This window comes from Streptomyces sp. NPDC085596 (genome assembly GCF_044541565.1).
In the GTDB taxonomy this organism is placed as follows: domain Bacteria; phylum Actinomycetota; class Actinomycetes; order Streptomycetales; family Streptomycetaceae; genus Streptomyces.
Window position 1 is genome coordinate 928882 of the sequence record NZ_JBITTC010000001.1, and the last position, 23976, is coordinate 952857.

The following is a 23976-nucleotide window of genomic DNA, read 5'->3' on the forward strand; positions in this document are numbered from 1 at the left end:
TGCGGGGCCGCCCGGCTGGCCGCTCCCGGCCCGTCGGCGTGGCGAGGTGCCGGACGGGACGCGGCCCGAAAGGATGCGGTACGGCGCCGTGGCGGTACGGCGCCGTCACCCCTGGGTGCCGGGCGCTCGGGTCCGGCACCCGGTGGTCACCGGTGGCGGGACGTGGTCCGGCCGCGCCGGTACAACAGGGCTCCGGCGGCGATCAGCACGGCGCTGGCGGCCGAAGTGGCCCACAGGGTCCGCGAGTCACCACCGGTGTGCGGAAGGCTGGGCGGTGTGGTGTGTCCGCCAGGAGGCGGTGTGGTGTGACCTCCCGGAGGGGGCGTGGTGTGCCCGCCGGGAGGCGGAGTGGTCTCCTCGCCACCGTAGGGCGGAGGCGTGGACTCCTCGCCGCCGTACGGAGGAGGCGTGGACTCCTCGCCGCCGTAGGGCGGAGGGGTGGTCTCCTCCCCGCCGTAGGGCGGAGGCGTCGTGTGCCCGGTCGGAGGAGGCGTGGACTCCTCGCCGCCGTAGGGCGGAGGCGTCGTGTGCCCGGTCGGAGGAGGCGTCGTCTCGTCGTCGCCGTACGACGGCGGGGGCGTGGTCTCCTCGTCGTCCCCGTACGAAGGCGGAGGCGTGGTCTCGTCGTCGTGTCCGTACGACGGCGGAGGCGTGGTCTCGTCGTCGTGTCCGTACGACGGCGGAGGCGCGGTCTCGTCGTCGTCCCCGTACGAAGGGGGCGGCGTCGTCTCGTCGTCGTGTCCGTACGACGGCGGAGGCGTGGTCTCCTCGTCGTCCCCGTACGAAGGGGGCGGCGTGGTCTCCTCGTCGTCGTCCCCGTACGAGGCGGGCGCGGTGGTCTCCGGTGCGCTCGGCTCGTCGTGGCCGTAGGACGGCGGAGCGGTGGTCTCCTCGTCCTTGCCGTACGAGGCGGGCGGCGTCGTCTCGTCGTCCTTGCCGTACGCGGGCGGGGTCGTCTCCGGTGCGCTCGGCTCGTCGTCGTCACCGTAGGACGACGCGGGCGGTGCCGTGGTGGGCGCCTTCGGAAGGGCGCCGGTGACACAGGCGTTGGCGACAGCGGGGTTCAGCGCGGCCGCGACATCGACGGAGTTCCCGCAGATGTTGACCGGAATGTGCACCGGCGCCTGGACAATGTTGCCGGACAGCACGCCGGGAGAGCCCTGTGCGGCTCCGTGCGCTCCCGAATCGGCGAGCGCCTGACTGACGTACAAGGACAGCACACCTGTCGCGGCGGCGGCCACGACCATGCCCTTGCTCAGGGTCTGTCGCAATCTCGTGGTCTTTCTGCTCGTAGAAGTGGGAAGGCCGGCCCCGGAACGCAGATTCAAAGTGGATCAACGGTCCGGGGCCGGCCTGAACGCAGCCGTGGGGCTGGTGCCTTGCGTTATTCGCGTCAGTCGTTGACGCAGGCGTTGCCGAACGCCGGGTTCAGCAGGCCGATCACGTTGATGGAGGTGCCACAAACGTTGACGGGGATGTGGACCGGGACCTGGATCACGTTGCCGGACAGCACACCCGGCGAACCGACCGCGGCACCCTCGGCACCGGCGTCGGCGAAGGCGGGAGCCGCCCCACCCAGAGCCAGGATGGCGCCGGCGACGACAGCAGCGCTCTTCTTCATGGTCTTTCCCTTCTCTGCGGTCATGCCCTGTGACGGCCGAAACCGAGCGAGCACAGCTTGAACGGCTCGCACCATGACCGGCAGGCTGTAGAACGAGGAATAGACGGCGGAAGAAACTATGGAACGCGCGTCGCCTGTCAATTCACTCGTACGCCCCCAGGGAATTGACAGGTTGGAGCAACCCGAGAGCCCCGGGAAAGGACAACGAAAACCGCCCGGACAGCACGGTTTTCCCGTGCCGCCGGGCGGTTTTGCGGAGCCCCGGCGCGCGTCAGTCGTTGGCGACGCCGTTGCCCGCGAGGACGGAGATGTCGTCGAGCACGTGCGAGAGCGGCTCGTCGTTCTTCGCCTGGGTGGAGTTCTCGGCGCACTGCTGGTTCTGCGGCGAGGACAGGACGGGGATGTCCTGGACGCCGACGTTGACCAGGGCCAGCACCGACTGGACGTTGGCCTTGACCGGCAGACCGACGCAGAGCTTGTTCAGGGAGCTCTGCACGAGCGTGGCCTGCGGGCTGAGATCGCCGTTGGTCACGTTGTTGCCGAACGCCTCCGTGGCGCCGTTGCCGCTGAACGACGTGGTGCCCGTGTCGTTGCCGATGGCAAGCGCCTGAGGGGCCGCCGCCGCCGACACGCCCATGAAGGACGCGGCGACCGCCGCCGCGGCCATTGCCTTCTTCAGCATTTCGTTTTCCTTTCCTGGCTGCTCGCCAGACGTTCGTTCCTGCGGAGACATCAACCGGGAGGGCGCCGATTGGTTGCGGCAAGTCACCCGATCGGATCTCTTCGTGTGCACGGAGGAGACGGAATTCGCCCGACGGCGCGCGACCGATTTCCCGCGCGCCCCGTCGGCCATCCGAGTGAACGGGAGCAACCCCTTCCCCGGACCGGCAGTTGAGCCGGGCACTCCGATGGACGGGGTTTCTCCAGAAGGGAATCGCAAGTGATCAAGAAGGTTCTGGCCGTCGCCGCGGTCGCCGCGTCCGTTGCCGGCGTCTCCGCCGCCGCCGCGTCGCCGGCCCTGGCCATCGGCAACGACACCGGTACGACGTCGTTCAGCGGCAACGGCGCCTCCCAGGCGTTCGGCAACTCCGCGACGTACGGCAACATGAGCCCGCAGATGGCGCTCATCCAGGGTTCGCTGAACAAGCCCTGCATCGGCCTGCCCGCGAAGGTCAACGCGCAGTCCCTGGTGGGTCTGCTCAACGTCGGCGTGCAGGACATCCCGATCCTGTCCTCGCCGCAGAACCAGCAGTGCGTCGAGAACTCCACCCAGGCCAAGGGCGACGAGCCGCTCTCCCACATCCTGGACGACATCTCCGCGCTGTCCGGCAACGGCGCCGGCAACAACTGAGCCTCCGTACGCTCTCGGGTCCCGCGCGGGGCCCGGCCCTCCGGGCCGCCGACATGACCGGCGGCCCGTCGGTGTTTCCGGGGGCGGGCACGACAGGGGGGGCGTTTGTTAACTTATCGGACTGCGCTACCCCGATAGGGTCAAAGACCGCAACCCCGACGGCCGCCGACCCGTTGACGATCACGCAGCTCCTCCCCGGAGTCCGCCTTTCGAAGGGAACCAACATGAAGAAGCTGTGGGCAACCGCGGCCGTCGCCGCCTCCGTCGCCGGTCTCGCGGGCGCGGCCGCCCCGCAGGCCCTGGCCATCGGTGACGACCACGGCACCACGTCGTTCAGCGGGAACGGTGCCTCGCAGTCGTTCGGCAACTCGGCCACCTACGGCAACATGAGCCCGCAGCTGGCTCTGGTCCAGGGTTCGCTGAACAAGCCCTGCATCGGCCTGCCGGCGAAGCTCAACGCCCAGTCCCTGGTGGCCCTGGTCAACGTCGGCATCCAGGACATCCCCGTCCTGTCCTCGCCGCAGAACCAGCAGTGCGTCGAGAACTCCACCCAGGCCAAGGGCGACGAGCCGCTCTCCCACATCCTGGACGACATCTCCGCGCTGTCCGGCAACGGCGCCGGCAACGGCTGATCGAGCCCCCGCAGCGGCGGCCCACCGGTTTCGACCGGTGGGCCGCCGCCGTGTTTCCGGGGCTTGCGAGACACCCCCTAGGACACGATGTCCTTGCGGGCGAAGCCGCGGAAGGCCAGGGCGAAGAGGACCAGGGCGTAGGTGACCGAGACCGAGGCGCCCTGGGCCATGCCCGCCCACTCGGCGTGGGGCTGGAGAATGTCGGCCCAGGCGAACTGCCAGTGCGCGGGCAGGAAGTCCCGCCAGTCGCCGAGGGCCGTCACGGCGTCCAGGACGTTGCCGACGATCGTCAGCCCGACCGCGCCGCCCACCGCGCCGAGCGGGGCGTCGGTCCGGGTGGAGAGCCAGAACGCGAGCCCGGCCGTGACCAGTTGCGAGACGAAGAGGTACAGCACCACCACGGCCAGCCGCCCCACCGCCGTACCGGCATCCACCGCCCCGCCGGTCGGGACGAGCAGTGGACCCCAGCCGTACGCGGCCGTGCCCACCGCCAGGGCCACCGTGGGCAGCAGCACCATCGCGGCCAGGCTCATCCCGAGCCCCACGACGAGCTTGGACCACAACAGCCGGGCCCTCGGCACCGGTGCCGCGAGCAGATAGCGCAGCGAGGACCAGCCGGCCTCGGAGGCGACGGTGTCCCCGCAGAACAGGGCGACCGGGATCACCAGCAGGAAGCCCGCCGAGACGAAGAGGCTGACGGCGGCGAAGTTGGCGCCGGACGCGGTGGCCGTGTCCATCAGGGTGATCCGGCGTCCCCGCCCGGCCGGGTCGCCGCCGACCGCGAACGCGGCCAGCAGGATCAGCGGCAGCGCGGCCAGGATCGCGCCCATGACGAGGGTGCGGCGCCGACCGAGCTGGCGGACGAGCTCCACGCGTACGGGCAGGGTGCGGGAGGCGCGGTAGCCGGGTGCCGTTTCCGCGCTTTCGGTGAGCGTGCTCACGCGGAGTCTCCGATCAGGGTGAGGAAGGCGTCCTCCAGACGCCGGTGCGGGCCGACGGAGAGCACGGGCACCTCCAGCCGGACCAGGTCCACGACCAGTTCGCCCGCGGTGCCGCCGGGTTCGAGGCGGATCAGCAGCCCGTCCTCGGCGCGTACGGCGGAGGCGACGCCGGGCAGCGCGGCCACCTTCTCCACGACCGGCTCGGCCACGGGGGTGCCGGTGCCGACGAGCAGGGTGTCGCCGGAGCCGACGATGTCCCGGACCGCGCCGGCCTCGACCAGCCGGCCCCGGTCCATGACCACCAGGTGGGTGCAGGACTGCTCGACCTCGGCGAGGAGATGGCTGGAGACGATGACCGTGCGTCCGTCGGCCGCGTAGCGGATCAGCACCTCGCGCATCTCGCGGATCTGCGGCGGGTCGAGGCCGTTGGTGGGCTCGTCCAGGATCAGCAGGTCGGGCAGGCCCAGCATGGCCTGGGCGATGGCCAGGCGCTGGCGCATGCCCTGGGAGTAGGTGCGTACCGCGCGGGCCAGGGCGTCGCCGAGTCCGGCGATCTCCAGGGCCTCGTCCAGGTGGGCGTCCTCGGGCGGGCGGCCGGTGGCCCGCCAGTACAGCTCCAGGTTCTCCCGGCCGGTGAGGTGGGGCAGGAAGCCGGCGCCCTCCACGAAGGCGCCGACGCGGGAGAGGACGGGGGCGCCGGGGCGGATGGCGTGGCCGAAGACGCGGATCTCGCCGCCGTCGGGGCGGATCAGGCCCATCAGCATGCGCAGGGTGGTGGTCTTGCCGGCGCCGTTGGGCCCGAGCAGGCCGAGTACCTGGCCCTTCTCGACGCGGAAGGAGAGGTCGCGTACGGCGTACCTGTCGGACGAGCGGGCGTAGCGCTTGCTCAAGTCGGTGATTACCAGCGGGACTTCGGCCAGCTCGGGGTCGGGTGCGGGGGCGGTGGTGCGGCGGCGGGCGGTGAGGAGGAGGGCGAGGGCCACTGCGGCGCCCGCGAGGGGGAGCCACCAGACCCAGGAGGGCAGCGGGGTGGCCGCGGTGGTGACGGCGGGGGCCGTGGGCACGCTCAGGGGGCCCTTGAGGGAGACCGTGTACGTCGCCGGGGCGGTCGGGGAGGCGTAGCCGAGGTCGGTGGAGGCGAGGACCAGGCGGAGCCGGTGGCCCTGCTGCACCTCGTGGTCGATGGGCGGGAGGGTGACGGTGACGTCCTTGCCGGACTTGGCACCGGTGATCCGCAGCGGGGTGACGAGCTGGCCGGGGAGCACCTGGCTGCCGCTCGGGCCGACGTCGTAGAGCTTGGCGAAGAGGACCGCGTCGTCGCCGGTGGCCTTGACGTGGACGCGGGCGGTCGGGGAGCCGGTCACGCGGAGGGCGGTGCGCTGGGGCCGGGAGTCGAACTTGGCGTACTGGCCGGGGAAGTCGAGGGAGACGCCGGTACCGAGGGCGGAGAGCTGGGCGAGGCCGCCGAGTCCACCGAGGCCGGGCAGGGCGGAGACGGCGGGCGGGCTGGCGCCGGCCGGGTTGGTGACGCGCTGCTCGCGGCCGCCGAGGGCGACGGTGCGGGGGTCGCCGCGCAGGCCTGGGTAGGTGCCGGCGGTGGCGCCCCGGCTGCGGGTGCTGCCGTCGGTGGAGTCGATGCCTCCGGTGCGGGTGATCCGGAAGGCGGGCCCGGTGCCGGTGGCCGACTCGCCCCCCAGGTAGTGGTCGAACCAGTCCCGCACCCGCCCCTGGACCCGGCCGGTCTCCAGGTCTCCCCCGTCGTGGCCGCCCGCGATCCAGTCGACGTCGACGGGGGCGCCGTTGGCCCGGATCGCGCGCTCGGCGGCGTCGGACTGGGCGAGGGTGAACAGGGAGTCGGTCTGGCCCTGGAAGAGCAGGGTGGGGACCTTGATGCGGTCGGCCACGGCGGACGGTGAGCGTTGCCGGAGCAGCGCGCGGGCGTCGGCGTCGGGGATGCCGGACTGGGCGACGCGCTGGTACATCCGGCACAGCGCGGGCTCGAACTCGGCGCAGCCGCCGCCGGAGTTGAAGAAGACGCCGGTCCACAGCTTCTTGAAGACGCCGTTCGGGAAGAGGGCGTCGGAGAGGTCCCAGTAGGTGACGGCGGGCGCGATGGCGTCGACGCGCGGGTCGTGTCCGGCGGCCAGCAGGGAGATCGCGCCGCCGTAGGAGCCGCCCGCCATGCCCACGCGCGGGTCGCCGGGCTTGTCGAGACGGACCTCGGGCCTGGTGGCCAGCCAGTCGATGAGGCGGGAGACGTCGGCGACCTCGTGCGCCGGGTCGTTGAGCCCGATCTTTCCGCCCGAGCGGCCGAACCCGCGTGCCGACCAGGTGAGTACGGCGTACCCGTGTCCGGCGAGGTCCTCGGCCTGGGCGCGCAGATCCCGCTTGCTGCCGCCGAAGCCGTGGGCGAGCAGGACGGCCGGGCGGCGGCCGCCGCCCCCGGAGGTGAAGTAGGAGGTGTCCACGCGGGTGCCGTCCGCCATGGTCAGGACCCGGTCGCTGCGGTGCGCGCGGGGTGTGTCGGTGCCGGACGCGGCCGCCGTCCACGTACCGGTGACGGCGAGCAGCACGGCGGCCCCCAGTGCGGCGGCCGCCCGCCGGGGCCTCTTCAGCAGCCGGGACACTCGAAGATCCATGACCCAACGGTACGGGCCGCCCTCCCCGCCGGACGGCGCCGCCGGGCTGAACCCCCGCCCCTCCTTCGGGAGTACGGGCCCGGTCGGGTGTACTGCGGGCGCGGTAGGGGGTCTCCGGTCAGGCTTCGGTGTCCTCGGGGAGCGAGACCAGCCAGTGGGTGTCGCGGCGGGGCCGCAGGTACAGCGCCCAGTAGAGGGTGGCGACGGCGGTGATGCCGCCGGTCCACAGCAGGTAGGCGGGGTCCTGCTGGACGAGGACGTAGCCGAGGACGGCGATGAGCAGGACGGGCACGGCCGGCCACAGCGGCATCCGCCAGGCGGGGATGTGCCGGTGGGTGTCGCGGCGGCCCAGCAGGGCGGCGATGGCGACGAGCAGGTACATGCCGGTGACGGAGACCCCGGTGACGCCGTAGAGGGTGTCCAGGTCGACGAAGCAGAACAGCGCGCCGGGGATGCCGACGGCGAGGGTGGCGACCCAGGGCGAGCCGAAGCGGCCGAGCCGGGACAGCAGGCTGTTGACCGGGGCGGGCCATGCCTTGTCGCGGGCGGAGGCGAACAGGACGCGGGAGTTCTGGATGACCATCACGATGCCCGCGTTGACGATGGCGAGGGCGACGCAGAGGCTGACGAAGGTGCCGACGGCGGTGTTGGACCAGGCGGTGACCATGGCGCTGAGGTCGCCGCCGGTCAGCTCCGTGAGGTCGGTGGCGCCCACGGTGATGGCGGCGACCGGGACCAGGATGATCACGGTGGAGATGGCGAGGGTGGCGAGCACGGTACGGGCCACGTCGCGGCGCGGGTGCTCCAGTTCCTCGGAGAGGTAGACGGCGGTCGAGAAGCCCTGGGTGACGAAGAGGGCGATGGCGAGACCGGAGACGACCAGCAGGGCGGTCACGGGGTCGGTGCCGCCGTGCGCGTCGGCGACCCGCAGGGAGACCAGGCTGTCCGCACCCCGGTGGGCGTGGGAGAAGCCGAGCACGGCGACGACGGCCGCGGCGATCACCTCCAGGACCAGGAAGACGCCGGTGATCCAGGCGTTGGCGCGCAGGTCGAGCAGTCCGGCGAGGGTGGCGAGCAGCATGACGCCGGCGCCGGTGAGGGCGGGGTCCAGGTGGACGAGGGGGGCGAGGTAGTCGGCGGTGCCCATGGCGATGACGGGCGGCACGATCATGACGACCAGCAGGGACAGCACGAACACCAGCCAGCCCGCGAGCCGTCCGGCGAGGGTGGAGACCATGGCGTACTCGCCGCCCGCGCTGGGGATGAGGGTGCCCAGCTCGGCGTAGCAGAACGCCACGGCGATACAGAGCAGGGAGCCGATGGCGATGGTGAGGGCGGTCGCGGTGCCGAGGGTGCCGAAGAGGTCGGGGACGACCACGAAGAGCGTGGAGGCGGGCGTCACGCAGGAGAGGGTCAGCAGGGTGCCGCCGACGACGCCGATGGACCGCTTGAGTTTCTGCCTCCCGTCGCCGGTCTCTTCGGCGGTGGCGGGCTCGGCGGGGCGGAGCGTGTCGGTCATGCGGCGGTCCGATCGACTCGTGCGGTGAGGACTCGGGCGGGAGCGGTATCGCCTCCGGCGGCTCGCTGTGTGTCGTACGTCTCGCTCCCGGCGCTGCATCGAACACCGACGAAAACCGTCGCGTCAATGGGTGTCCACCTACGAAATCCGCAGGTATCAGCCGCCGTTGACGACGTGAACAGCACCATCTCGCAGGCGCTTCCGCCCTTGTCGCCCGTACGGGAACCGCAGGCGCCGGCCGAAAAAAACCGGGCCCCGGGACAGCGGATGCTGTCCCGGGGCCCGGATGTCCGCGCGGCTCAGTGGTTGCGCGGGAAGCCCAGGTCGACGCCCGCGGGGGCGTCGGCCGGGTCGGGCCAGCGGGTGGTGACGACCTTGCCCCGGGTGTAGAAGTGCGTGCCGTCGTTGCCGTAGATGTGGTGGTCGCCGAAGAGGGAGTCCTTCCAGCCGCCGAAGGAGTGGTAGCCGACCGGGACCGGGATGGGGACGTTGACGCCGACCATGCCCGCCTCGATCTCCAGCTGGAAGCGGCGGGCGGCGCCGCCGTCGCGGGTGAAGATCGCGGTGCCGTTGCCGTAGGGGGAGGCGTTGATGAGGGCGACGCCGTCCTCGTAGGTGTCGACGCGCAGCACGGACAGCACCGGGCCGAAGATCTCGTCCTGGTACGCCTTCGCGCTGGTCGGCACCTTGTCGAGCAGGGAGATGCCGATCCAGTGGCCGTTCTCGTGGCCGTCCACGGTGTATCCGGTGCCGTCGAGCACCACCTCGGCGCCCTCGTCGGCGGCGCCGGAGACGTACGACGCCACCTTGTCGCGGTGGGCCGCGGTGATCAGCGGGCCCATCTCGGCGGTGGGGTCGGTGCCGGGGCCGATCTTGATCTTCTCGGCCCGCTCCCGGATCTTCTGCACCAGCTCGTCGCCGATGGCACCCACGGCGACGACCGCCGAGATGGCCATGCAGCGCTCGCCCGCCGAGCCGTAGGCGGCGCTCACCGCCGCGTCCGCCGCCGCGTCCAGGTCGGCGTCCGGCAGGACCAGCATGTGGTTCTTGGCGCCGCCGAGGGCCTGCACACGCTTGCCGTTGGCGGAGGCGGTGGTGTGGATGTAGCGGGCGATCGGGGTGGAGCCGACGAAGGACACCGCCTTCACGTCCGGGTGCTCCAGCAGCCGGTCGACGGCCACCTTGTCGCCGTGCACGATGTTGAACACACCGTCCGGCAGCCCGGCCTCGGCCAGCAGCTCGGCGAGCCTGAGAGCGGCCGACGGGTCCTTCTCGGACGGCTTGAGCACGAAGGTGTTGCCGCACGCGATGGCCAGCGGGAACATCCACATCGGCACCATCGCCGGGAAGTTGAACGGCGTGATGCCCGCTACCACCCCGAGCGGCTGCCGGATCGCGGCCACGTCGACGTTGGTGGCGACCTGGGTGGACAGCTCGCCCTTGAGCTGGACGCTGATCCCGCAGGCCAGGTCCACGATCTCCAGGCCGCGCGCGACCTCGCCGAGCGCGTCGGAGTGCACCTTGCCGTGCTCGGCGGTGATCAGCGCGGCGATCTCGTCGCGGTGCTCGTCCAGCAGCGCGCGGAACCTGAACAGGATCGAGGTGCGCTGGGCCAGCGACGACTGTCCCCACGTGGCGAAGGCGTCCTTGGCCGCGGCGACCGCCGCGTCCACCTCCTCGACGGAGGCGAAGGCGACCTTGGTGGTGACCTCGCCGGTCGCCGGGTCGGTGACCGGCCCGTACGCGCCCGACGCGCCCTCGGCGGTCTTGCCGCCGATCCAGTGGTTGACGATCTTCGTCATGTCCTCGGGCTCCTTGTCACAGATGGCGGCGGCGGGCCGGCAGGTGCCGTTCGTACAGCTCGCGTGCCTTGACCGTGGACGGCCTGGTCGCGGTCTCGGCCACAGGAACATCCCACCAGGCCGCGGCGGGAGGCGCGCCCGACACACTGTCGGACGTTTCGGTCTCCACGTAGACACAAGTGGGAGTGTCGGCGGCGCGTGCCTCGGCGAGGGCCGTCCGCAGCTCGGCCACGGTCCGGGCGCGCAGCACCCGCATGCCGAGGCTGGCCGCGTTGGCGGCGAGGTCGACCGGGAGCGGCGGCCCGGTGAAGGTGCCGTCCTCGGCGGTGTGCCGGTAGGCGGTGCCGAAGCGCTCGGCGCCGACCGACTCGGACAGGCCGCCGATGGACGCGTACCCATGGTTCTGGATCAGCACCATCTTGACCGCCACGCCCTCCTGGACGGCGGTGACGATCTCGGTCGGCATCATCAGATAGGTGCCGTCGCCGACCAGCGCCCAGACGTTCCGCCCGGGCGCGGCGAGCTTCACGCCGAGGGCGGCGGGGATCTCGTAGCCCATGCAGGAGTAGCCGTACTCCAGGTGGTACTGGTCGCGGGCGCGGGTCCGCCAGAGTTTGTGCAGGTCGCCGGGGAGGGAGCCGGCGGCGCCCACGATGATGTCGCTCTCGTCCACCAGGGCGTCCAGCGCGCCGATCACCTGCGGCTGGGTCGGCACCGCGTCCGGGTCCTCGGCGGCGAAGCAGGCGTCGACACGGGCCTCCCAGCGGGCCTTGCCGTCGGTGTACTCGGCCACGTAGGCGGCCGGCACCCCGTGCTTATGCATCCCCAGCGCCTCGGTCAGCTCGACCAGGCCGCTGCGGGCGTCGGCCACCAGCGGGAGGCCGGACATCTTGTGGCCGTCGAAGGGCGCGATGTTGAGGTTGAGGAAGCGCACCCCGGGGTCCTCGAAGAGGGTGCCGGAGGCGGTGGTGAAGTCGGTGTACCGGGTGCCGACGCCGATCACCAGGTCCGCGGTGCGGGCCAGTTCGCCGGCGGTGTGGGTGCCGGTATGGCCGATGCCGCCCACGTCCTGCGGGTGGTCGTACGGCAGCGAGCCCTTGCCGGCCTGGGTGGAGGCGACCGGGATGCCGGCGGCGGCGGCGAACTCCGCCAGCGCGTCCTCGGCACGGCTGTGGTGGACCCCGCCGCCCGCGACGACGAGGGGACGCCGGGCCGCCCTGATCGCCCGTACCGCTTCCGCGAGTTCGGTGGGGTCCGCGCCCGGTCGGCGGACGGTCCACACCCGGTCGGTGAAGAACTCCTCCGGCCAGTCGTACGCCTCCGCCTGCACGTCCTGTGGGAGGGCGAGGGTGACGGCGCCGGTGCCCACCGGGTCGGTGAGCACCCGCATGGCCGCGAGAGCGCTCGGGATCAGGGCCTCGGGGCGGGTGATCCGGTCGAAGTACCGGGAGACCGGGCGCAGGGTGTCGTTGACCGACACATCGCCCGCGTAAGGGAGTTCGAGCTGCTGGAGGACGGGGTCGGCGGGGCGGGTGGCGAAGACGTCGCCGGGGAGCAGCAGGACGGGCAGGTGGTTGATGGTGGCGAGGGCGGCGCCGGTGACGAGGTTGGTGGCGCCGGGGCCGATGGAGGTGGTCACCGCGTGGGTGGAGAGGCGGCCCGACTGACGGGCGTACCCGACGGCCGCGTGCACCATCGCCTGCTCGTTGCGGCCCTGGTGGTACGGCATCAACTCCCGGTATTCGACGAGGGCTTGGCCGATGCCCGCGACGTTGCCGTGGCCGAAGACTCCCCAGGTGGCGCCGATGAGCCGCTGCCGTACGCCGTCGCGTTCGGTGTACTGGGCGGCGAGGAAGCGGACGAGCGCCTGCGCGACCGTGAGCCTGGTGGTCACCGGTAACCCCCTGTGTGGTCCGGGTGGAAGCTGATCCGCCACTCGCGGCCGGCGCCGGGTCCGGCCATCACGTTCAGGTAGTACATGGCGTGGCCGGGCTGGGCGATCGACGGGCCGTGCCAGCCGTCGGGTACGAGCACCGCGTCACCCGTGCGGACCTCGGCGAGCAGGTCGGCGCCGCCCGCGCGGGACGGGAAGACCCGCTGGTAGCCGAGGCCGCCGCCCTCGATCTCGAAGTAGTAGATCTCCTCCAGCTCGGACTCCTCGCCGGGCCGGTGCTCGTCGTGCTTGTGCGGCGGGTACGACGACCAGTTGCCGCCGGGGGTGATGACCTCCACGGCGATGAGCCGGTCGCAGTCGAAGGCGTCGGCGGCGGCGAAGTTGCGCACCTGGCGGGCGCAGGTGCCGCTGCCGCGCTCTTCGACGGGGACCTCCGGCGCGGGGCCGTAGCGGGCGGGGAGTTGTCGCTCGCACTTCGCTCCTGCCAGGGCGAAGCGGCCTCCCGCGCCGGAGGCGATCTGGACCCGGCTGTCACGGGGGGCGTACGCGAAGTCGGAGACTGCCGCGAACACGTTTTCCCGGCCCCGGATCTGAAACTCGTTCTCGTTAATTTGTACGGTACATGCACCCTGGAGGGGGAGCACGATCCACTCGGCGTCACCGGTGTCGAAGGTATGGGTGCCGCCCGGTTCCAGCGCCACGACGCGCAGGCGGGTGTGTGTCCAGCCCTCCTGGCCCGGCCCGATGTCGAGCGCGTACGGGCCGCTTCCGGCTTCGCCGTGCGGGAGGTGGAGTCGGGTGCTGGTCATACGGGCCCTCACAGCAGTCCTGCGGCGGTGTCCACGGCGGCGGCCACATCGCCGTCCGCCGGGTACAGCAGTGTGCGGCCGACCACCAGGCCACGCACGGTGGGTAGTTGGAGCGCGCCGCGCCATTTCTCGTAGGCGGCGGCCTGCTCCTGGGGGGAGCCGCCCGCCTCGCCGCCGAGCAGGACGGCGGGCAGGGTGGTGGTCGCCATGACCTCGGCCATGTCGTCCGGGTTCTCGGTGACGGGGACCTTCAGCCAGGTGTAGGCGGAGGTGCCGCCGAGTCCGGAGGCGATGGCGAGGGAGGTGGTGACGGCCTCGGCGGACAGATCGTTGCGCAGCCGCCCGTCCGGGCCGCGTCGGCTGAGGAACGGCTCGACGAACAAGGGGAGTCGGCGTTCCGCCATGGCGTCGACGGCGCGGGCGGCGGCCTCCAGGGTGGTCAGGGAGCCGGGGTCGGTGTGGTCGATGCGCAGCAGCAGCTTGCCCGCGTCGAAGCGGCGGCGCCGGATGTCCTCGGGGCGGTGTCCGGTGAAGCGGTCGTCCAGTTCGAAGCGGGCACCCTGGAGACCGCCCCGGTTCATGGAGCCGAGGACGACCTTGCCGTCCAGGGCGCCGAGCAGCAGCAGGTCGTCGAGGATGTCGGCGGTGGCCAGCACCCCGTCGACGCCGGGCCGGGAGAGCGCCAGGCACAGCCGGTCCAGCAGGCCGGCGCGGTTGGCCATGGCGAAGGGACGGCCGCCCGCGCCGAGCGCCCCTCGTGCCGGATGGTCGGCGGCGACGATCAGCAGCCGCTCGCTCGGCCCGAGCAGCGGGCGTCGTACGCGCCGGGCGGCGGCCTCGGCGATCGCCTCGGGGTGCCGGGTGCGCAGATGGACCAGCGCGGCCACGTCGACCTGGGCGCTGCTCATCGCACCGCTCCGGCGGACAGCGCGGCCGACACCTCGTCCGGGGTCGGCATCGCCGACGAGCACTCCAGGCGGGAGGCCACGATGGCCCCGGCCGCGTTGGCGTGCCGCATGACCGTCTCCAGGTCCCAGCCCTGAAGCAGACCGTGGCACAGCGAGCCCCCGAACGCGTCCCCCGCGCCGAGGCCGTTGAGGACGGTGACGGGCAGCGGCGGCACCTCGGCGCTCTCGCCGTCGCGGTGGACGGCCAGCACGCCCTTGGGTCCCTGTTTCACGACGGCGAGTTCGGCTCCGGCGGCCAGCAGCGCGCGGGCGGCTGCGTGCGGTTCGCGGGTGCCGGTGGCGATCTCCACCTCGTCCAGGTTGCCGACGGCGACGGTGGCATGGCGCAGGGCCTCGGCGTAGAAGGGACGGGCCGCGTCGGGGTCACCCCAGAACATGGGGCGCCAGTCGAGGTCGAAGACGGTGGTGCCGGACCTCGCGCGATGGGCGAGGGCGTCGAGGGTCGCGGTGCGGCTGGGCTCCTCGCTCAGGCCGGTGCCGGTGACCCAGAAGACGCGGGCCGCGCGGATCGCGTCGAGGTCGAGTTCGCCGGGGTGGATCTCCAGGTCGGGGGCCTTGGGCAGCCGGTAGAAGTACAGCGGGAAGTCGTCCGGCGGGAAGACCTCGCAGAAGGTGACCGGGGTGGGCAGTCCGGGGACCGGGGTGACCCAGCGGTCGTCGACGCCGAAGCCGCGCAGGGCCTCGTGGAGGTACGTGCCGAACGGATCGTCACCGGTACGGGTGATGACGGCGGTACGGAGGCCGAGCCGGGCGGCGGCGACGGCGACATTGGTGGCGGAGCCGCCGAGGAACTTGCCGAAGGAGGACACCTGGGCGAGCGGGACGCCGGTCTGGAGGGGGTAGAGGTCCACCCCGATGCGTCCCATGGTGATCAGGTCGTACGCCATCGACTCCCCTTCGTCAGGACTCTCCCCCGGCTTTCTAGTCCGGTCCGGTGAGCCCTGTCAACGTTTTGTCCAGACATTCGGACCAGCTATTGACACCCTCTTCGGACGGCCCGCACGCTGGCGGCCATGACGTCGATGCCGTCCTCCCCACTGTCCCGCGTCCGTATCGGGTCGGCGCCCGATTCCTGGGGTGTCTGGTTCCCGGACGACCCGCGGCAGGTCCCCTGGTGGCGCTTCCTCGACGAGGTGGCCGAGTCGGGCTACGAGTGGATCGAGCTGGGCCCCTACGGGTATCTGCCCACCGACCCCGAGGTACTCGCCGAGGAGACCGCCCGGCGTGGCCTGAAGGTGTCGGCCGGGACCGTCTTCACCGGGCTGCACCACGGCCCCGCGGTATGGGAGAGGACCTGGGAGCACGTCTCCGCCATCGCCGCGCTGACCCGGGCGACGGGCGCCCGCCATCTCGTCGTGATCCCGTCCTTCTGGCGGGACGACAAGACCGGCGAGGTGCTGGAGCCGTCCGAGCTGACCCCGGCCCAGTGGCGCGACCTGACCGCGCAGACCGAGCGGCTGGGCCATGAGGTGCGCGAGCGGTACGGCCTGACGATCGTCGTCCACCCGCACGCCGACACCCACATCGACACCGAGGCCAACGTCACCCGCTTTCTCGACGCCACCGACCCCGCCCTGGTCTCCCTCTGTCTGGACACCGGCCACTACGCATACTGCGGCGGCGACAGCGTCGGACTGATCGAGACCTACGGCGAGCGGATCGGCTACCTCCACCTGAAGCAGGTCGACCCGGAGATCCTGGCTCAGGTCCGCGCGGACGGCACCCCGTTCGGCCCGGCGGTCGCGCGGGGCGTGATGTGCGAACCGCCCGCCGGGGTACCCGCCCTGGGACCGGTCCTGGAAGCGGCGGCGAAGCTGGACACCGACCTCTTCGCCATCGTGGAGCAGGACATGTACCCCTGCGAGCCGGACCGCCCCCTGCCGATCGCCCGCCGCACCCGCGCGTTCCTGAGGTCGTGCGGCGTATAAACGCACCGCTGAAACGCACCGCGCGCGGGCGTGCGCGACGACCAGCCCGGACGCGTCAACCTGCCACGCCCGGCGCGCGCCGGCTTCTTCTGCTGTGGTTGTGTCACGAACGCGCCCCTCCTGTCACATATGTCGCGCGTACGCGGGTTCTCGGTCACACCCGGCACACAGCCGCTTGCTCGTGGTCACTCTGCGTCGTTGACCGGGCACAGGCTTGGTGATCACCAGCACAGCGCCCGGCTCCCCCGACGGCCGTTCCCCGGCCGCCCCCGCGGCGCGCGCAGGAGGTGCGACGCATGACCGACCGCAGGCTCTGGTCCTACAAGGAGATCGCGGCACACATCCGGGTGCAGCCGGACACCGTACGGTCCTACCGGAAACACGGCCTGCTGCCACCGCCCGACCTCGTGGAGAGCGGCAAGCCCTACTGGTACGCCGACACCGTGCGCGCCTGGGTCGCCTCCCGGCCCGGCAACCGGGGCCGCAGAGACGACTGACGCCCGCCATCCCGACCCACGAACGCCCGCACACCTCCCCCGGGGACGGTGTGCGGGCGTTCGTCGCACTGCGACAAAGCGGGCGTATACATAGGGTGCTGGAGAATTCACCCCTGACTCGGCACCCCCTTGGGGAATACCCCCTAGGGGTATAGTGTTCGAAGAGTGGGGGTTCCCCGAGGACCCCATGGGTATCAGGTGCCATCACCTGCCCCCGACCGCGTGCTTGACGAGGAGAACGACATGAGCGCCCAGACCGACACCCCCGGCTCCGTCACCGCCGTCTACCAGGTGAGCGGCATGAGCTGTGGCCACTGCGAGGGCTCCGTCTCCGGCGAGATCTCCCAGATCGCCGGCGTCAGCTCGGTGAAGGCCGTCGCCTCCACCGGCGAGGTCACCGTCGTCTCGGCGGCCCCGCTCGACGAGGAGGCCGTGCGCGCCGCCGTCGACGAGGCGGGCTTCGAGCTGACCGGCCGGGTCTGAGCACCACCGCTTGCGACCGTCCGCGCGCCCCGCGCGCGGACCGCGAAACCCTTCCCCGACCGGGCCGTACCGACCAGCTCATACTGGATTCCGTAAGGTCCGGTCCGATGTCTGGAGTCCGGGCATGACCAGCACCACCGCAGAGACAGGGCGCACGGCCCCCGCGGAGGCCGGCAACCGGGTCGAGCTGCTCATCGGCGGCATGACCTGCGCATCCTGCGCCGCACGGGTGGAGAAGAAGCTCAACCGCATGGACGGCGTGAGCGCCACAGTGAACTACGCGACGGAGAAGGCGAAGGTCAGCTTCGGCGACGGCGTCCGCGTCGCGGACCTGATCGCGGTCGTCGAGAAGACCGGGTACACAGCCGAGGAGCCCCCGCCCCCGGAGCCCGAACCGGCCGCCGGGTCCGACGGGCCGGCCGAGCGCGACCCCGAGCTGTCCGCGCTCCGGCAGCGGCTGCTCGTCTCCGCCCTGCTCGCCGCGCCCGTCATCCTGATGGCCATGGTCCCGGCGCTCCAGTTCGACAACTGGCAGTGGCTCTCGCTGACCCTCGCCGCGCCCGTCGTCGTCTGGGGCGGCCTGCCCTTCCACCGGGCCGCCTGGACCAACCTGCGGCACGGCGCGGCCACCATGGACACCCTGGTCTCGGTCGGCACGCTGGCCGCGTTCGGCTGGTCGCTGTGGGCCCTGTTCTTCGGTCACGCGGGCATGCCCGGCATGCGGCACGCCTTCTCGTTCACCGTCTCCCGCACCGAGGGCACCTCCGTCATCTATCTGGAGGTCGCCGCCGGGGTCGTCGCGCTGATCCTGCTCGGCCGCTATCTGGAGGCCCGCTCCAAGCGCCGTGCCGGTGCCGCGCTGCGGGCGCTGATGGAGCTGGGCGCGAAGGACGTGACCGTACTGCGGAACGGGCGCGAGACACGGGTGCCGGTGGGCTCGCTCGCCGTGGGCGACCGGTTCGTGGTGCGGCCCGGCGAGAAGATCGCCACCGACGGCACGGTGATCGAGGGCGTCTCCGCCGTCGACGCCTCCATGCTGACCGGCGAGTCCGTACCCGTCGACGTCTCCCCCGGCGACCGGGTCACCGGCGCCACCGTCAACGCGGGCGGGCGGCTGCTGGTCGAGGCGACCCGGGTCGGCGGCGACACCCAGCTGGCCCGGATGGCCCGGATGGTGGAGGACGCGCAGAACGGCAAGGCCGAGGTGCAGCGCCTGGCCGACCGGATCTCCGCCGTGTTCGTGCCCGTCGTCATCCTCATCGCGCTCGGCACCTTCGGCGTCTGGCTCGGCGTCACCGGGGACACGGTCGCCGCGTTCACCGCCGCCGTCGCGGTACTGATCATCGCCTGCCCCTGTGCCCTGGGCCTCGCCACCCCGACCGCGCTGATGGTCGGCACCGGCCGGGGCGCGCAGCTCGGCATCCTCATCAAGGGTCCCGAGGTGCTGGAGTCGACCCGCCGCGTCGACACCGTCGTCCTCGACAAGACCGGCACCGTCACCACCGGCCGGATGACCCTCCAGGAGGTGTACACCGCCCCCGGCGAGGACGAGAAGGAGGTGCTGCGCCTCGTCGGCGCCCTGGAGCACGCCTCCGAGCACCCCGTGGCCCGCGCCATCGCGGCCGGCGCCGAGGAACGGGTCGGCACGCTGCCCCCGGCCGCGCACTTCGAGAACGTCCCCGGCCGTGGCGTACGCGGCCGCGTGGACGGCCACGAGGTGGCCGCCGGACGGCTCTACGACACCCTGCCCGAGGAACTGGCCACCGCCCGCTCCCGGGCCGAACAGGAGGGCCGTACGGCCGTCGTGGCGGGCTGGGACGGGCAGCCGCGCGCGGTGCTCGCCGTCGCGGACGCGGTGAAGGAGACCAGCGCCGAGGCGGTACGGGAACTGCGCGCGCTGGGTCTCACGCCGGTGCTGCTCACCGGGGACAACCGCACGGTCGCCGAGGCGGTCGCGCGCGAGGTCGGCATCGACGAGGTCATCGCCGAGGTGCTGCCCGAGGACAAGGTGGACGTGGTCCGGCGGCTGCGGGGCGAGGGCCGGACCGTCGCCATGGTCGGGGACGGGGTGAACGACGCCGCCGCGCTCGCCACCGCCGACCTGGGCCTCGCCATGGGCACCGGCACCGACGCGGCCATCGAGGCCGGGGACCTCACCCTGGTCCGCGGCGATCTGCGGGTGGCCGCCGACGCCATCCGGCTCTCCCGGCGCACCCTCGCCACCATCAAGGGCAACCTGGTGTGGGCCTTCGGCTACAACATCGCCGCGCTGCCGCTGGCCGCGGCGGGCCTGCTGAACCCGATGATCGCGGGCGCGGCGATGGCGTTCTCCTCGGTGTTCGTGGTCACCAACAGCCTGCGGCTGCGCCGGTTCCGCTGAGGCCGGCCAGGAAGTCGCAGGGCATAAGTACCCGAGGAGAAGTAAGAGTCCCCCTGGAGTCCGGCGCGCACCTCACATAAGCTCTTCACAAGGCTCGCGCATCTTCCTTACGCTTGGGTCCCGATCGCCGTATCGGGGCTCTTGCGCACCTATGGGACGTATGCAAGAGACGCAGATCACAGTGACGCGAACGTAACCATCGAAGGGGTTCGAAGGTCTAAGTTGGCGGTGTCAGTCCAGCGTCTTGGGGGGCGCCGGCTGGCATCTGGGGTTGTCTTGGGGGACCGCCTCAGAGATGCGTTGCCGGGGCACGTACACCGGGAAGCTTTGAGCGGCCCTCCCAGCGTGCGCTGTCCCGGCAGACCGCAAGCGTTTTACGTCACTGGAGCACGGCGGGTTCGCCCGTCCTGCTCGGACAGCGAATTCAGGCGCTGTCTCTCCGAGCGCCCGGCCCGGATCCCGTGGGGGGAATCCGCACCGGGGCATGGGAAGGCGCCCTGGACGTCGGCCCGTGGGGGGACCGACGCCAGGGCGCCTTCCGCTTTCTGGTTGTACCTCAAGCCCCGGACCAGGCCGGGGCTTCAGCCGGTACGGCTCAGCGCTGCTCGACCGGCACGAAGTCGCGCTCGACGACACCCGTGTAGATCTGGCGCGGGCGGCCGATGCGGGAACCCGGCTCCTTGATCATCTCGGTCCACTGGGCGATCCAGCCCGGCAGCCGGCCGAGGGCGAACAGGACCGTGAACATCTCGGTCGGGAAGCCCATGGCCCGGTAGATCAGACCGGTGTAGAAGTCGACGTTGGGGTAGAGGTTGCGCGAGACGAAGTAGTCGTCGGAGAGCGCGTGCTCCTCCAGCTTGAGCGCGATGTCAAGCAGCGCGTCGTCCTTGCCGAGGGCGGAGAGGACGTCGTGCGCGGCGGCCTTGATGATCTTGGCGCGCGGGTCGAAGCTCTTGTACACCCGGTGGCCGAAGCCCATCAGGCGGACGCCGTCCTCCTTGTTCTTCACCTTGCGGATGAAGGAGTCGACGTCGCCGCCGTTGGCCTGGATGCCCTCCAGCATCTCCAGCACCGACTGGTTGGCGCCGCCGTGCAGCGGGCCCCACAGCGCGTTGATGCCGGCGGAGATCGAGGCGAACATGTTGGCCTGCGAGGAGCCGACCAGGCGGACCGTGGAGGTCGAGCAGTTCTGCTCGTGGTCCGCGTGCAGGATCAGCAGCTTCTCGAGCGCGGAGACCACGACCGGGTCGAGGTCGTACTCCTGCGCCGGCACCGAGAACGTCATGCGCAGGAAGTTCTCGACGTAGCCGAGGTCGTTGCGCGGGTAGACGAACGGGTGACCGATCGACTTCTTGTACGCGTACGCCGCGATCGTCGGAAGCTTGGCGAGCAGCCGGATCGTGGAGAGGTCGCGCTGCTTCTCGTCGAACGGGTTGTGGCTGTCCTGGTAGAAGGTGGACAGCGCCGAGACCACCGAGGACAGCATGGCCATCGGGTGGGCGTCGCGCGGGAAGCCCCGGTAGAAGTTCTTGACGTCCTCGTGCAGCAGGGTGTGCCGCGTGATGTCGTTCTTGAACGTGGCCAGCTCGTCGACGGTCGGCAGCTCACCGTTGATCAGCAGGTACGCCACCTCCAGGAAGGTGGAGCGCTCGGCCAGCTGCTCGATCGGGTAGCCGCGGTAGCGGAGGATGCCCGCCTCGCCGTCGAGGTAGGTGACGGCGGATTTGTACGCGGCCGTGTTGCCGTAGCCGCTGTCCAGGGTCACCAGACCGGTCTGGGCGCGGAGCTTGCCGATGTCGAAGCCCTTGTCACCGACGGTGCTCTCGACCACTGGATAGGTGTACTCGCCGTCGCCGACCCTCAGTACTACCGCGTCGTTCTTGGTGTGCTCGCTCACGTCTTCCCTCACCGACTTAGTGCCTCATCTTCGAGGTGCCCTGACTGTCTCTACCATCCCCCATTTGGCTCAGGAGAGTGCACTCGGGGTCGCCACTTGGCCCACTGGCGGCACTCAGTGCCGTCAACCTGCTCATCCTGCCCCCTGGGCGGGGCATCCGGAAGTGCTCTGTGACCTTCACGACTCATTTGATCGATCATTTTCGCGGACGCGTCCGGAACCGGCGAGCCTGAAGTCGAGCGCCGTGCACCGCCGTCCGGCCGACACCGTGCGCACGGCCTGCCCGATCGCCTTGCGCGAACCCACCAGCACCACAAGCCTCTTGGCGCGGGTGACCGCCGTGTACAGCAGGTTCCGCTGGAGCATCATCCAGGCTCCGGTGGTGACTGGGATCACCACGGCCGGGTATTCACTTCCCTGGGAGCGGTGAATGGTCACGGCGTAGGCGTGGGCCAGTTCGTCCAGTTCGTCGAATTCGTACCCCACCTCCTCGTCCTCGTCCGTCAGCACCGTCAGCCGCTGCTCGACCGGATCGAGTGAGGTCACCACGCCCACGGTGCCGTTGAAGACGCCGTTCTCGCCCTTCTCGTAGTTGTTGCGGACCTGGGTGACCTTGTCGCCGACCCGGAAGACCCGGCCGCCGAACCGCTTCTCCGGCACGTCGGGGCGGCCGGGGGTGACGGCCTGCTGGAGCAGGCCGTTGAGGGCTCCGGCGCCCGCCGGGCCCCGGTGCATGGGGGCGAGGACCTGCACGTCCCGGCGGGGGTCGAGGCCGAAGCGGGCCGGGATGCGGCGGGCGGCCACGTCCACGGTGAGCCGGCCGGCCTCCTCGGTGTCGTCCTCCACGAAGAGGAAGAAGTCGTCCAGCCCCTCGGTGAGCGGGTGTTGGCCCGCGTTGATCCGGTGCGCGTTGGTGACCACGCCGGACCGCTGGGCCTGGCGGAAGACGCGGGTGAGCCGGACGGCGGGCACCGGGCCGCCCTCGGCCAGCAGATCGCGCAGCACCTCCCCGGCGCCGACGCTGGGCAGCTGGTCCACATCGCCGACGAAGAGCAGATGGGCGCCGGGCGGTACGGCCTTGACCAGCTTGTTGGCGAGGAGGAGGTCCAGCATGGACGCCTCGTCCACCACCACGAGGTCGGCGTCCAGCGGGCGGTCGCGGTCGTAGGCGGCGTCCCCGCCGGGCTTCAGCTCCAGCAGCCGGTGCACGGTGGACGCCTCGGCGCCGGTCAGCTCGGCCAGCCGCTTGGCGGCCCGCCCGGTGGGTGCGGCGAGCAGCACCCTGGCCCGCCGGGCGCGGGCGAGTTCGACGATCGAGCGGACGGTGAAGGACTTGCCGCAGCCGGGGCCGCCGGTGAGGACGGCGACCTTCTCGGTGAGCGCGAGCCGGACGGCCGCCTCCTGCTCGGGCGCGAGGTCGGTGCCGGTACGGCCCCTCAGCCAGCCGAGCGCCTTGTCCCAGTTCACGTCCCGGAAGGCGGGCATCCGGTCCTCGCCGGTGCGCAGGAGGCGCGACAGCTGGGCGGCGAGGGAGAGTTCGGCGCGGTGGAAGGGGACGAGATAGACGGCGGTGACGGGCTCCCCGCCGTCCGGTCCGGGGACCTTCTCCCGTACGACACCGGGCTCCTCGCCCTCCTCGCCGGGTGCCGCGAGTTCGGCCAGGCACTCGATGACCAGGCCGGTGTCGACCTGGAGGAGCTTGACCGCGTCCGCGATGAGGCGTTCCTCGGGGAGGTAGCAGTGGCCCTGGTCGGTGGACTGGGAGAGGGCGTACTGCAGGCCGGCCTTGACGCGTTCGGGGCTGTCGTGCGGGATGCCGACCGACTGGGCGATCTTGTCGGCGGTGAGGAAGCCGATGCCCCAGACGTCGGAGGCGAGCCGGTACGGCTGGTTCTTGACGACCGAGATGGAGGCGTCGCCGTACTTCTTGTAGATGCGCACGGCGATGGAGGTGGAGACCTCGACGGTCTGGAGGAAGAGCATCACCTCTTTGATCGCCTTCTGCTCCTCCCAGGCGTCGGTGATGCGTGCCGTGCGCTTGGGGCCGAGGCCGGGGACCTCGATGAGGCGCTTGGGTTCCTCCTCGATGATGCGCAGGGTGTCCAGGCCGAAGTGCCGGGTGATCCGGTCGGCGAAGACCGGCCCGATGCCCTTGACCAGTCCGGAGCCCAGATAGCGGCGGATGCCCTGGACGGTGGCGGGGAGGACGGTCGTGTAGTTCTCGCAGGTGAACTGCTTGCCGTACTGCGGGTGCGAGCCCCAGCGGCCCTCCATCCGCAGCGACTCCCCCACCTGGGCGCCGAGCAGCGCGCCGACCACGGTGAGCAGGTCGCCGCCGCCTCTGCCGGTGTCGAGGCGGGCGACGGTGTACCCGGTCTCCTCGTCGGCATAGGTGATGCGCTCCAGCACGCCTTCCAACTCGGCCAAGTGCCGTTCGCCCGTGGGGTTCCCCGCCTGTTGAGCCATGGGACGACGGTACCGGCGGGGGCCGACAGCGGGGGCGGGCGGAACCCCCGGACGGTCACGCTCATCTGAGCGGGGTTCATCACAATCTGATTTCAGCCACCCCTGAGGGGGTTGTCCGGGGCCCGTGTAATCGATTCCAATCCTCCGGA

General features: G+C 71.5%; 19 protein-coding genes. 6 read left to right on the forward strand and 13 right to left on the reverse strand.

Features of this window, described 5'->3' with window-relative positions; genetic code table 11:
- Positions 1 to 146: 146 nt before the first annotated feature.
- The 3 genes from ACIGA3_RS04260 to ACIGA3_RS04270 form a co-directional block, all read right to left on the reverse strand.
- Positions 147 to 1271, reverse strand: coding sequence for a chaplin family protein (locus ACIGA3_RS04260; RefSeq protein WP_399710341.1), 1125 nt, complete (start codon positions 1269 to 1271; stop codon positions 147 to 149).
- A gap of 122 nt (positions 1272 to 1393) precedes the next feature.
- Positions 1394 to 1621 carry a chaplin ChpD gene (gene chpD, locus ACIGA3_RS04265; protein WP_399710343.1) on the reverse strand — a complete coding sequence of 76 codons (228 nt, stop codon included), beginning with the start codon at positions 1619 to 1621 and terminating at the stop codon, positions 1394 to 1396.
- A 271-nt stretch (positions 1622 to 1892) separates the two neighbouring features.
- Positions 1893 to 2303 carry a rodlin gene (locus ACIGA3_RS04270; RefSeq protein WP_399710345.1) on the reverse strand — a complete coding sequence of 137 codons (411 nt, stop codon included), beginning with the start codon at positions 2301 to 2303 and terminating at the stop codon, positions 1893 to 1895.
- A 258-nt stretch (positions 2304 to 2561) separates the two neighbouring features.
- On the opposite strand from ACIGA3_RS04270, the gene ACIGA3_RS04275 reads away from it, so the two are divergent.
- A complete protein-coding gene (locus ACIGA3_RS04275; protein ID WP_399710347.1) occupies positions 2562 to 2972 on the forward strand; it encodes a rodlin in 411 nt (136 codons plus the stop codon).
- Positions 2973 to 3196: 224 nt separating this feature from the next.
- Entirely contained in the window at positions 3197 to 3604 is a 408-nt protein-coding gene (locus ACIGA3_RS04280) for a rodlin (protein WP_131589631.1), read from the forward strand.
- A 77-nt stretch (positions 3605 to 3681) separates the two neighbouring features.
- Here ACIGA3_RS04280 and ACIGA3_RS04285 read toward each other — a convergent pair whose 3' ends face one another.
- The 8 genes from ACIGA3_RS04285 to iolC all read right to left on the reverse strand — a co-directional run bounded on the left by ACIGA3_RS04285 (position 3682) and on the right by iolC (position 15063).
- Positions 3682 to 4545, reverse strand: coding sequence for an ABC transporter permease (locus tag ACIGA3_RS04285; RefSeq protein ID WP_399710349.1), 864 nt, complete (start codon positions 4543 to 4545; stop codon positions 3682 to 3684).
- Positions 4542 to 7184, reverse strand: coding sequence for an alpha/beta fold hydrolase (locus ACIGA3_RS04290; RefSeq protein ID WP_399710351.1), 2643 nt, complete (start codon positions 7182 to 7184; stop codon positions 4542 to 4544). Before ACIGA3_RS04290 ends, ACIGA3_RS04285 begins: the two co-directional genes overlap by 4 nt.
- A 118-nt stretch (positions 7185 to 7302) precedes the next feature.
- On the reverse strand, positions 7303 to 8703 hold the full coding sequence (locus tag ACIGA3_RS04295) for an APC family permease (protein ID WP_399710353.1): 1401 nt from the start codon (positions 8701 to 8703) through the stop codon (positions 7303 to 7305).
- Between the two features lie 299 nt (positions 8704 to 9002).
- Positions 9003 to 10505, reverse strand: a complete 1503-nt coding sequence (mmsA, locus tag ACIGA3_RS04300) for a CoA-acylating methylmalonate-semialdehyde dehydrogenase (RefSeq protein ID WP_399710355.1) — start codon at positions 10503 to 10505, stop codon at positions 9003 to 9005.
- Positions 10506 to 10521: 16 nt separating this feature from the next.
- Complete coding sequence (gene iolD / locus ACIGA3_RS04305; RefSeq protein ID WP_399710358.1) at positions 10522 to 12399, reverse strand: 3D-(3,5/4)-trihydroxycyclohexane-1,2-dione acylhydrolase (decyclizing); 1878 nt, start codon at positions 12397 to 12399, stop codon at positions 10522 to 10524.
- The gene (gene iolB, locus ACIGA3_RS04310; protein WP_399710360.1) at positions 12396 to 13208 is read right to left on the reverse strand and encodes a 5-deoxy-glucuronate isomerase; all 813 of its coding nucleotides are present in this window, start codon (positions 13206 to 13208) and stop codon (positions 12396 to 12398) included. Before iolB ends, iolD begins: the two co-directional genes overlap by 4 nt.
- A gap of 8 nt (positions 13209 to 13216) precedes the next feature.
- Positions 13217 to 14116, reverse strand: a complete 900-nt coding sequence (locus tag ACIGA3_RS04315; protein ID WP_399710362.1) for a deoxyribose-phosphate aldolase — start codon at positions 14114 to 14116, stop codon at positions 13217 to 13219.
- The gene (iolC, locus tag ACIGA3_RS04320; RefSeq protein ID WP_399710364.1) at positions 14113 to 15063 is read right to left on the reverse strand and encodes a 5-dehydro-2-deoxygluconokinase; all 951 of its coding nucleotides are present in this window, start codon (positions 15061 to 15063) and stop codon (positions 14113 to 14115) included. Before iolC ends, ACIGA3_RS04315 begins: the two co-directional genes overlap by 4 nt.
- Positions 15064 to 15189: 126 nt before the next feature.
- On the opposite strand from iolC, the gene ACIGA3_RS04325 reads away from it, so the two are divergent.
- The 4 genes from ACIGA3_RS04325 to ACIGA3_RS04340 all read left to right on the forward strand — a co-directional run bounded on the left by ACIGA3_RS04325 (position 15190) and on the right by ACIGA3_RS04340 (position 19464).
- Positions 15190 to 16104 carry a sugar phosphate isomerase/epimerase family protein gene (locus ACIGA3_RS04325; protein ID WP_399710366.1) on the forward strand — a complete coding sequence of 305 codons (915 nt, stop codon included), beginning with the start codon at positions 15190 to 15192 and terminating at the stop codon, positions 16102 to 16104.
- Between the two features lie 296 nt (positions 16105 to 16400).
- Entirely contained in the window at positions 16401 to 16601 is a 201-nt protein-coding gene (locus ACIGA3_RS04330) for a helix-turn-helix transcriptional regulator (RefSeq protein WP_399710368.1), read from the forward strand.
- Between the two features lie 243 nt (positions 16602 to 16844).
- Positions 16845 to 17084, forward strand: a complete 240-nt coding sequence (locus ACIGA3_RS04335) for a heavy-metal-associated domain-containing protein (RefSeq protein WP_399710370.1) — start codon at positions 16845 to 16847, stop codon at positions 17082 to 17084.
- A gap of 124 nt (positions 17085 to 17208) precedes the next feature.
- Entirely contained in the window at positions 17209 to 19464 is a 2256-nt protein-coding gene (locus tag ACIGA3_RS04340) for a heavy metal translocating P-type ATPase (protein ID WP_399710372.1), read from the forward strand.
- Positions 19465 to 20059: 595 nt separating this feature from the next.
- On the opposite strand, the gene ACIGA3_RS04345 is transcribed toward ACIGA3_RS04340, so the two are convergent.
- Complete coding sequence (locus ACIGA3_RS04345) at positions 20060 to 21361, reverse strand: citrate synthase (RefSeq protein WP_399710374.1); 1302 nt, start codon at positions 21359 to 21361, stop codon at positions 20060 to 20062.
- A gap of 177 nt (positions 21362 to 21538) precedes the next feature.
- The gene (locus ACIGA3_RS04350; RefSeq protein ID WP_399710376.1) at positions 21539 to 23827 is read right to left on the reverse strand and encodes an ATP-dependent RecD-like DNA helicase; all 2289 of its coding nucleotides are present in this window, start codon (positions 23825 to 23827) and stop codon (positions 21539 to 21541) included.
- Positions 23828 to 23976 lie beyond the last annotated feature (149 nt).

Bases quoted from the DNA above. Each gene is read 5' to 3' on its own strand.
- chpD (WP_399710343.1), bottom strand. From the start codon at position 1,621: ATGAAGAAGAGCGCTGCTGTCGTCGCCGGCGCCATCCTGGCTCTGGGT.
- ACIGA3_RS04270 (WP_399710345.1), bottom strand. From the start codon at position 2,303: ATGCTGAAGAAGGCAATGGCCGCGGCGGCGGTCGCCGCGTCCTTCATG.
- ACIGA3_RS04280 (WP_131589631.1), top strand. From the start codon at position 3,197: ATGAAGAAGCTGTGGGCAACCGCGGCCGTCGCCGCCTCCGTCGCCGGT.
- ACIGA3_RS04290 (WP_399710351.1), bottom strand. From the start codon at position 7,184: ATGGATCTTCGAGTGTCCCGGCTGCTGAAGAGGCCCCGGCGGGCGGCC.
- ACIGA3_RS04295 (WP_399710353.1), bottom strand. From the start codon at position 8,703: ATGACCGACACGCTCCGCCCCGCCGAGCCCGCCACCGCCGAAGAGACC.
- mmsA (WP_399710355.1), bottom strand. From the start codon at position 10,505: ATGACGAAGATCGTCAACCACTGGATCGGCGGCAAGACCGCCGAGGGC.
- iolB (WP_399710360.1), bottom strand. From the start codon at position 13,208: ATGACCAGCACCCGACTCCACCTCCCGCACGGCGAAGCCGGAAGCGGC.
- ACIGA3_RS04315 (WP_399710362.1), bottom strand. From the start codon at position 14,116: ATGAGCAGCGCCCAGGTCGACGTGGCCGCGCTGGTCCATCTGCGCACC.
- iolC (WP_399710364.1), bottom strand. From the start codon at position 15,063: ATGGCGTACGACCTGATCACCATGGGACGCATCGGGGTGGACCTCTAC.
- ACIGA3_RS04325 (WP_399710366.1), top strand. From the start codon at position 15,190: ATGACGTCGATGCCGTCCTCCCCACTGTCCCGCGTCCGTATCGGGTCG.
- ACIGA3_RS04330 (WP_399710368.1), top strand. From the start codon at position 16,401: ATGACCGACCGCAGGCTCTGGTCCTACAAGGAGATCGCGGCACACATC.
- ACIGA3_RS04335 (WP_399710370.1), top strand. From the start codon at position 16,845: ATGAGCGCCCAGACCGACACCCCCGGCTCCGTCACCGCCGTCTACCAG.
- ACIGA3_RS04340 (WP_399710372.1), top strand. From the start codon at position 17,209: ATGACCAGCACCACCGCAGAGACAGGGCGCACGGCCCCCGCGGAGGCC.
- ACIGA3_RS04350 (WP_399710376.1), bottom strand. From the start codon at position 23,827: ATGGCTCAACAGGCGGGGAACCCCACGGGCGAACGGCACTTGGCCGAG.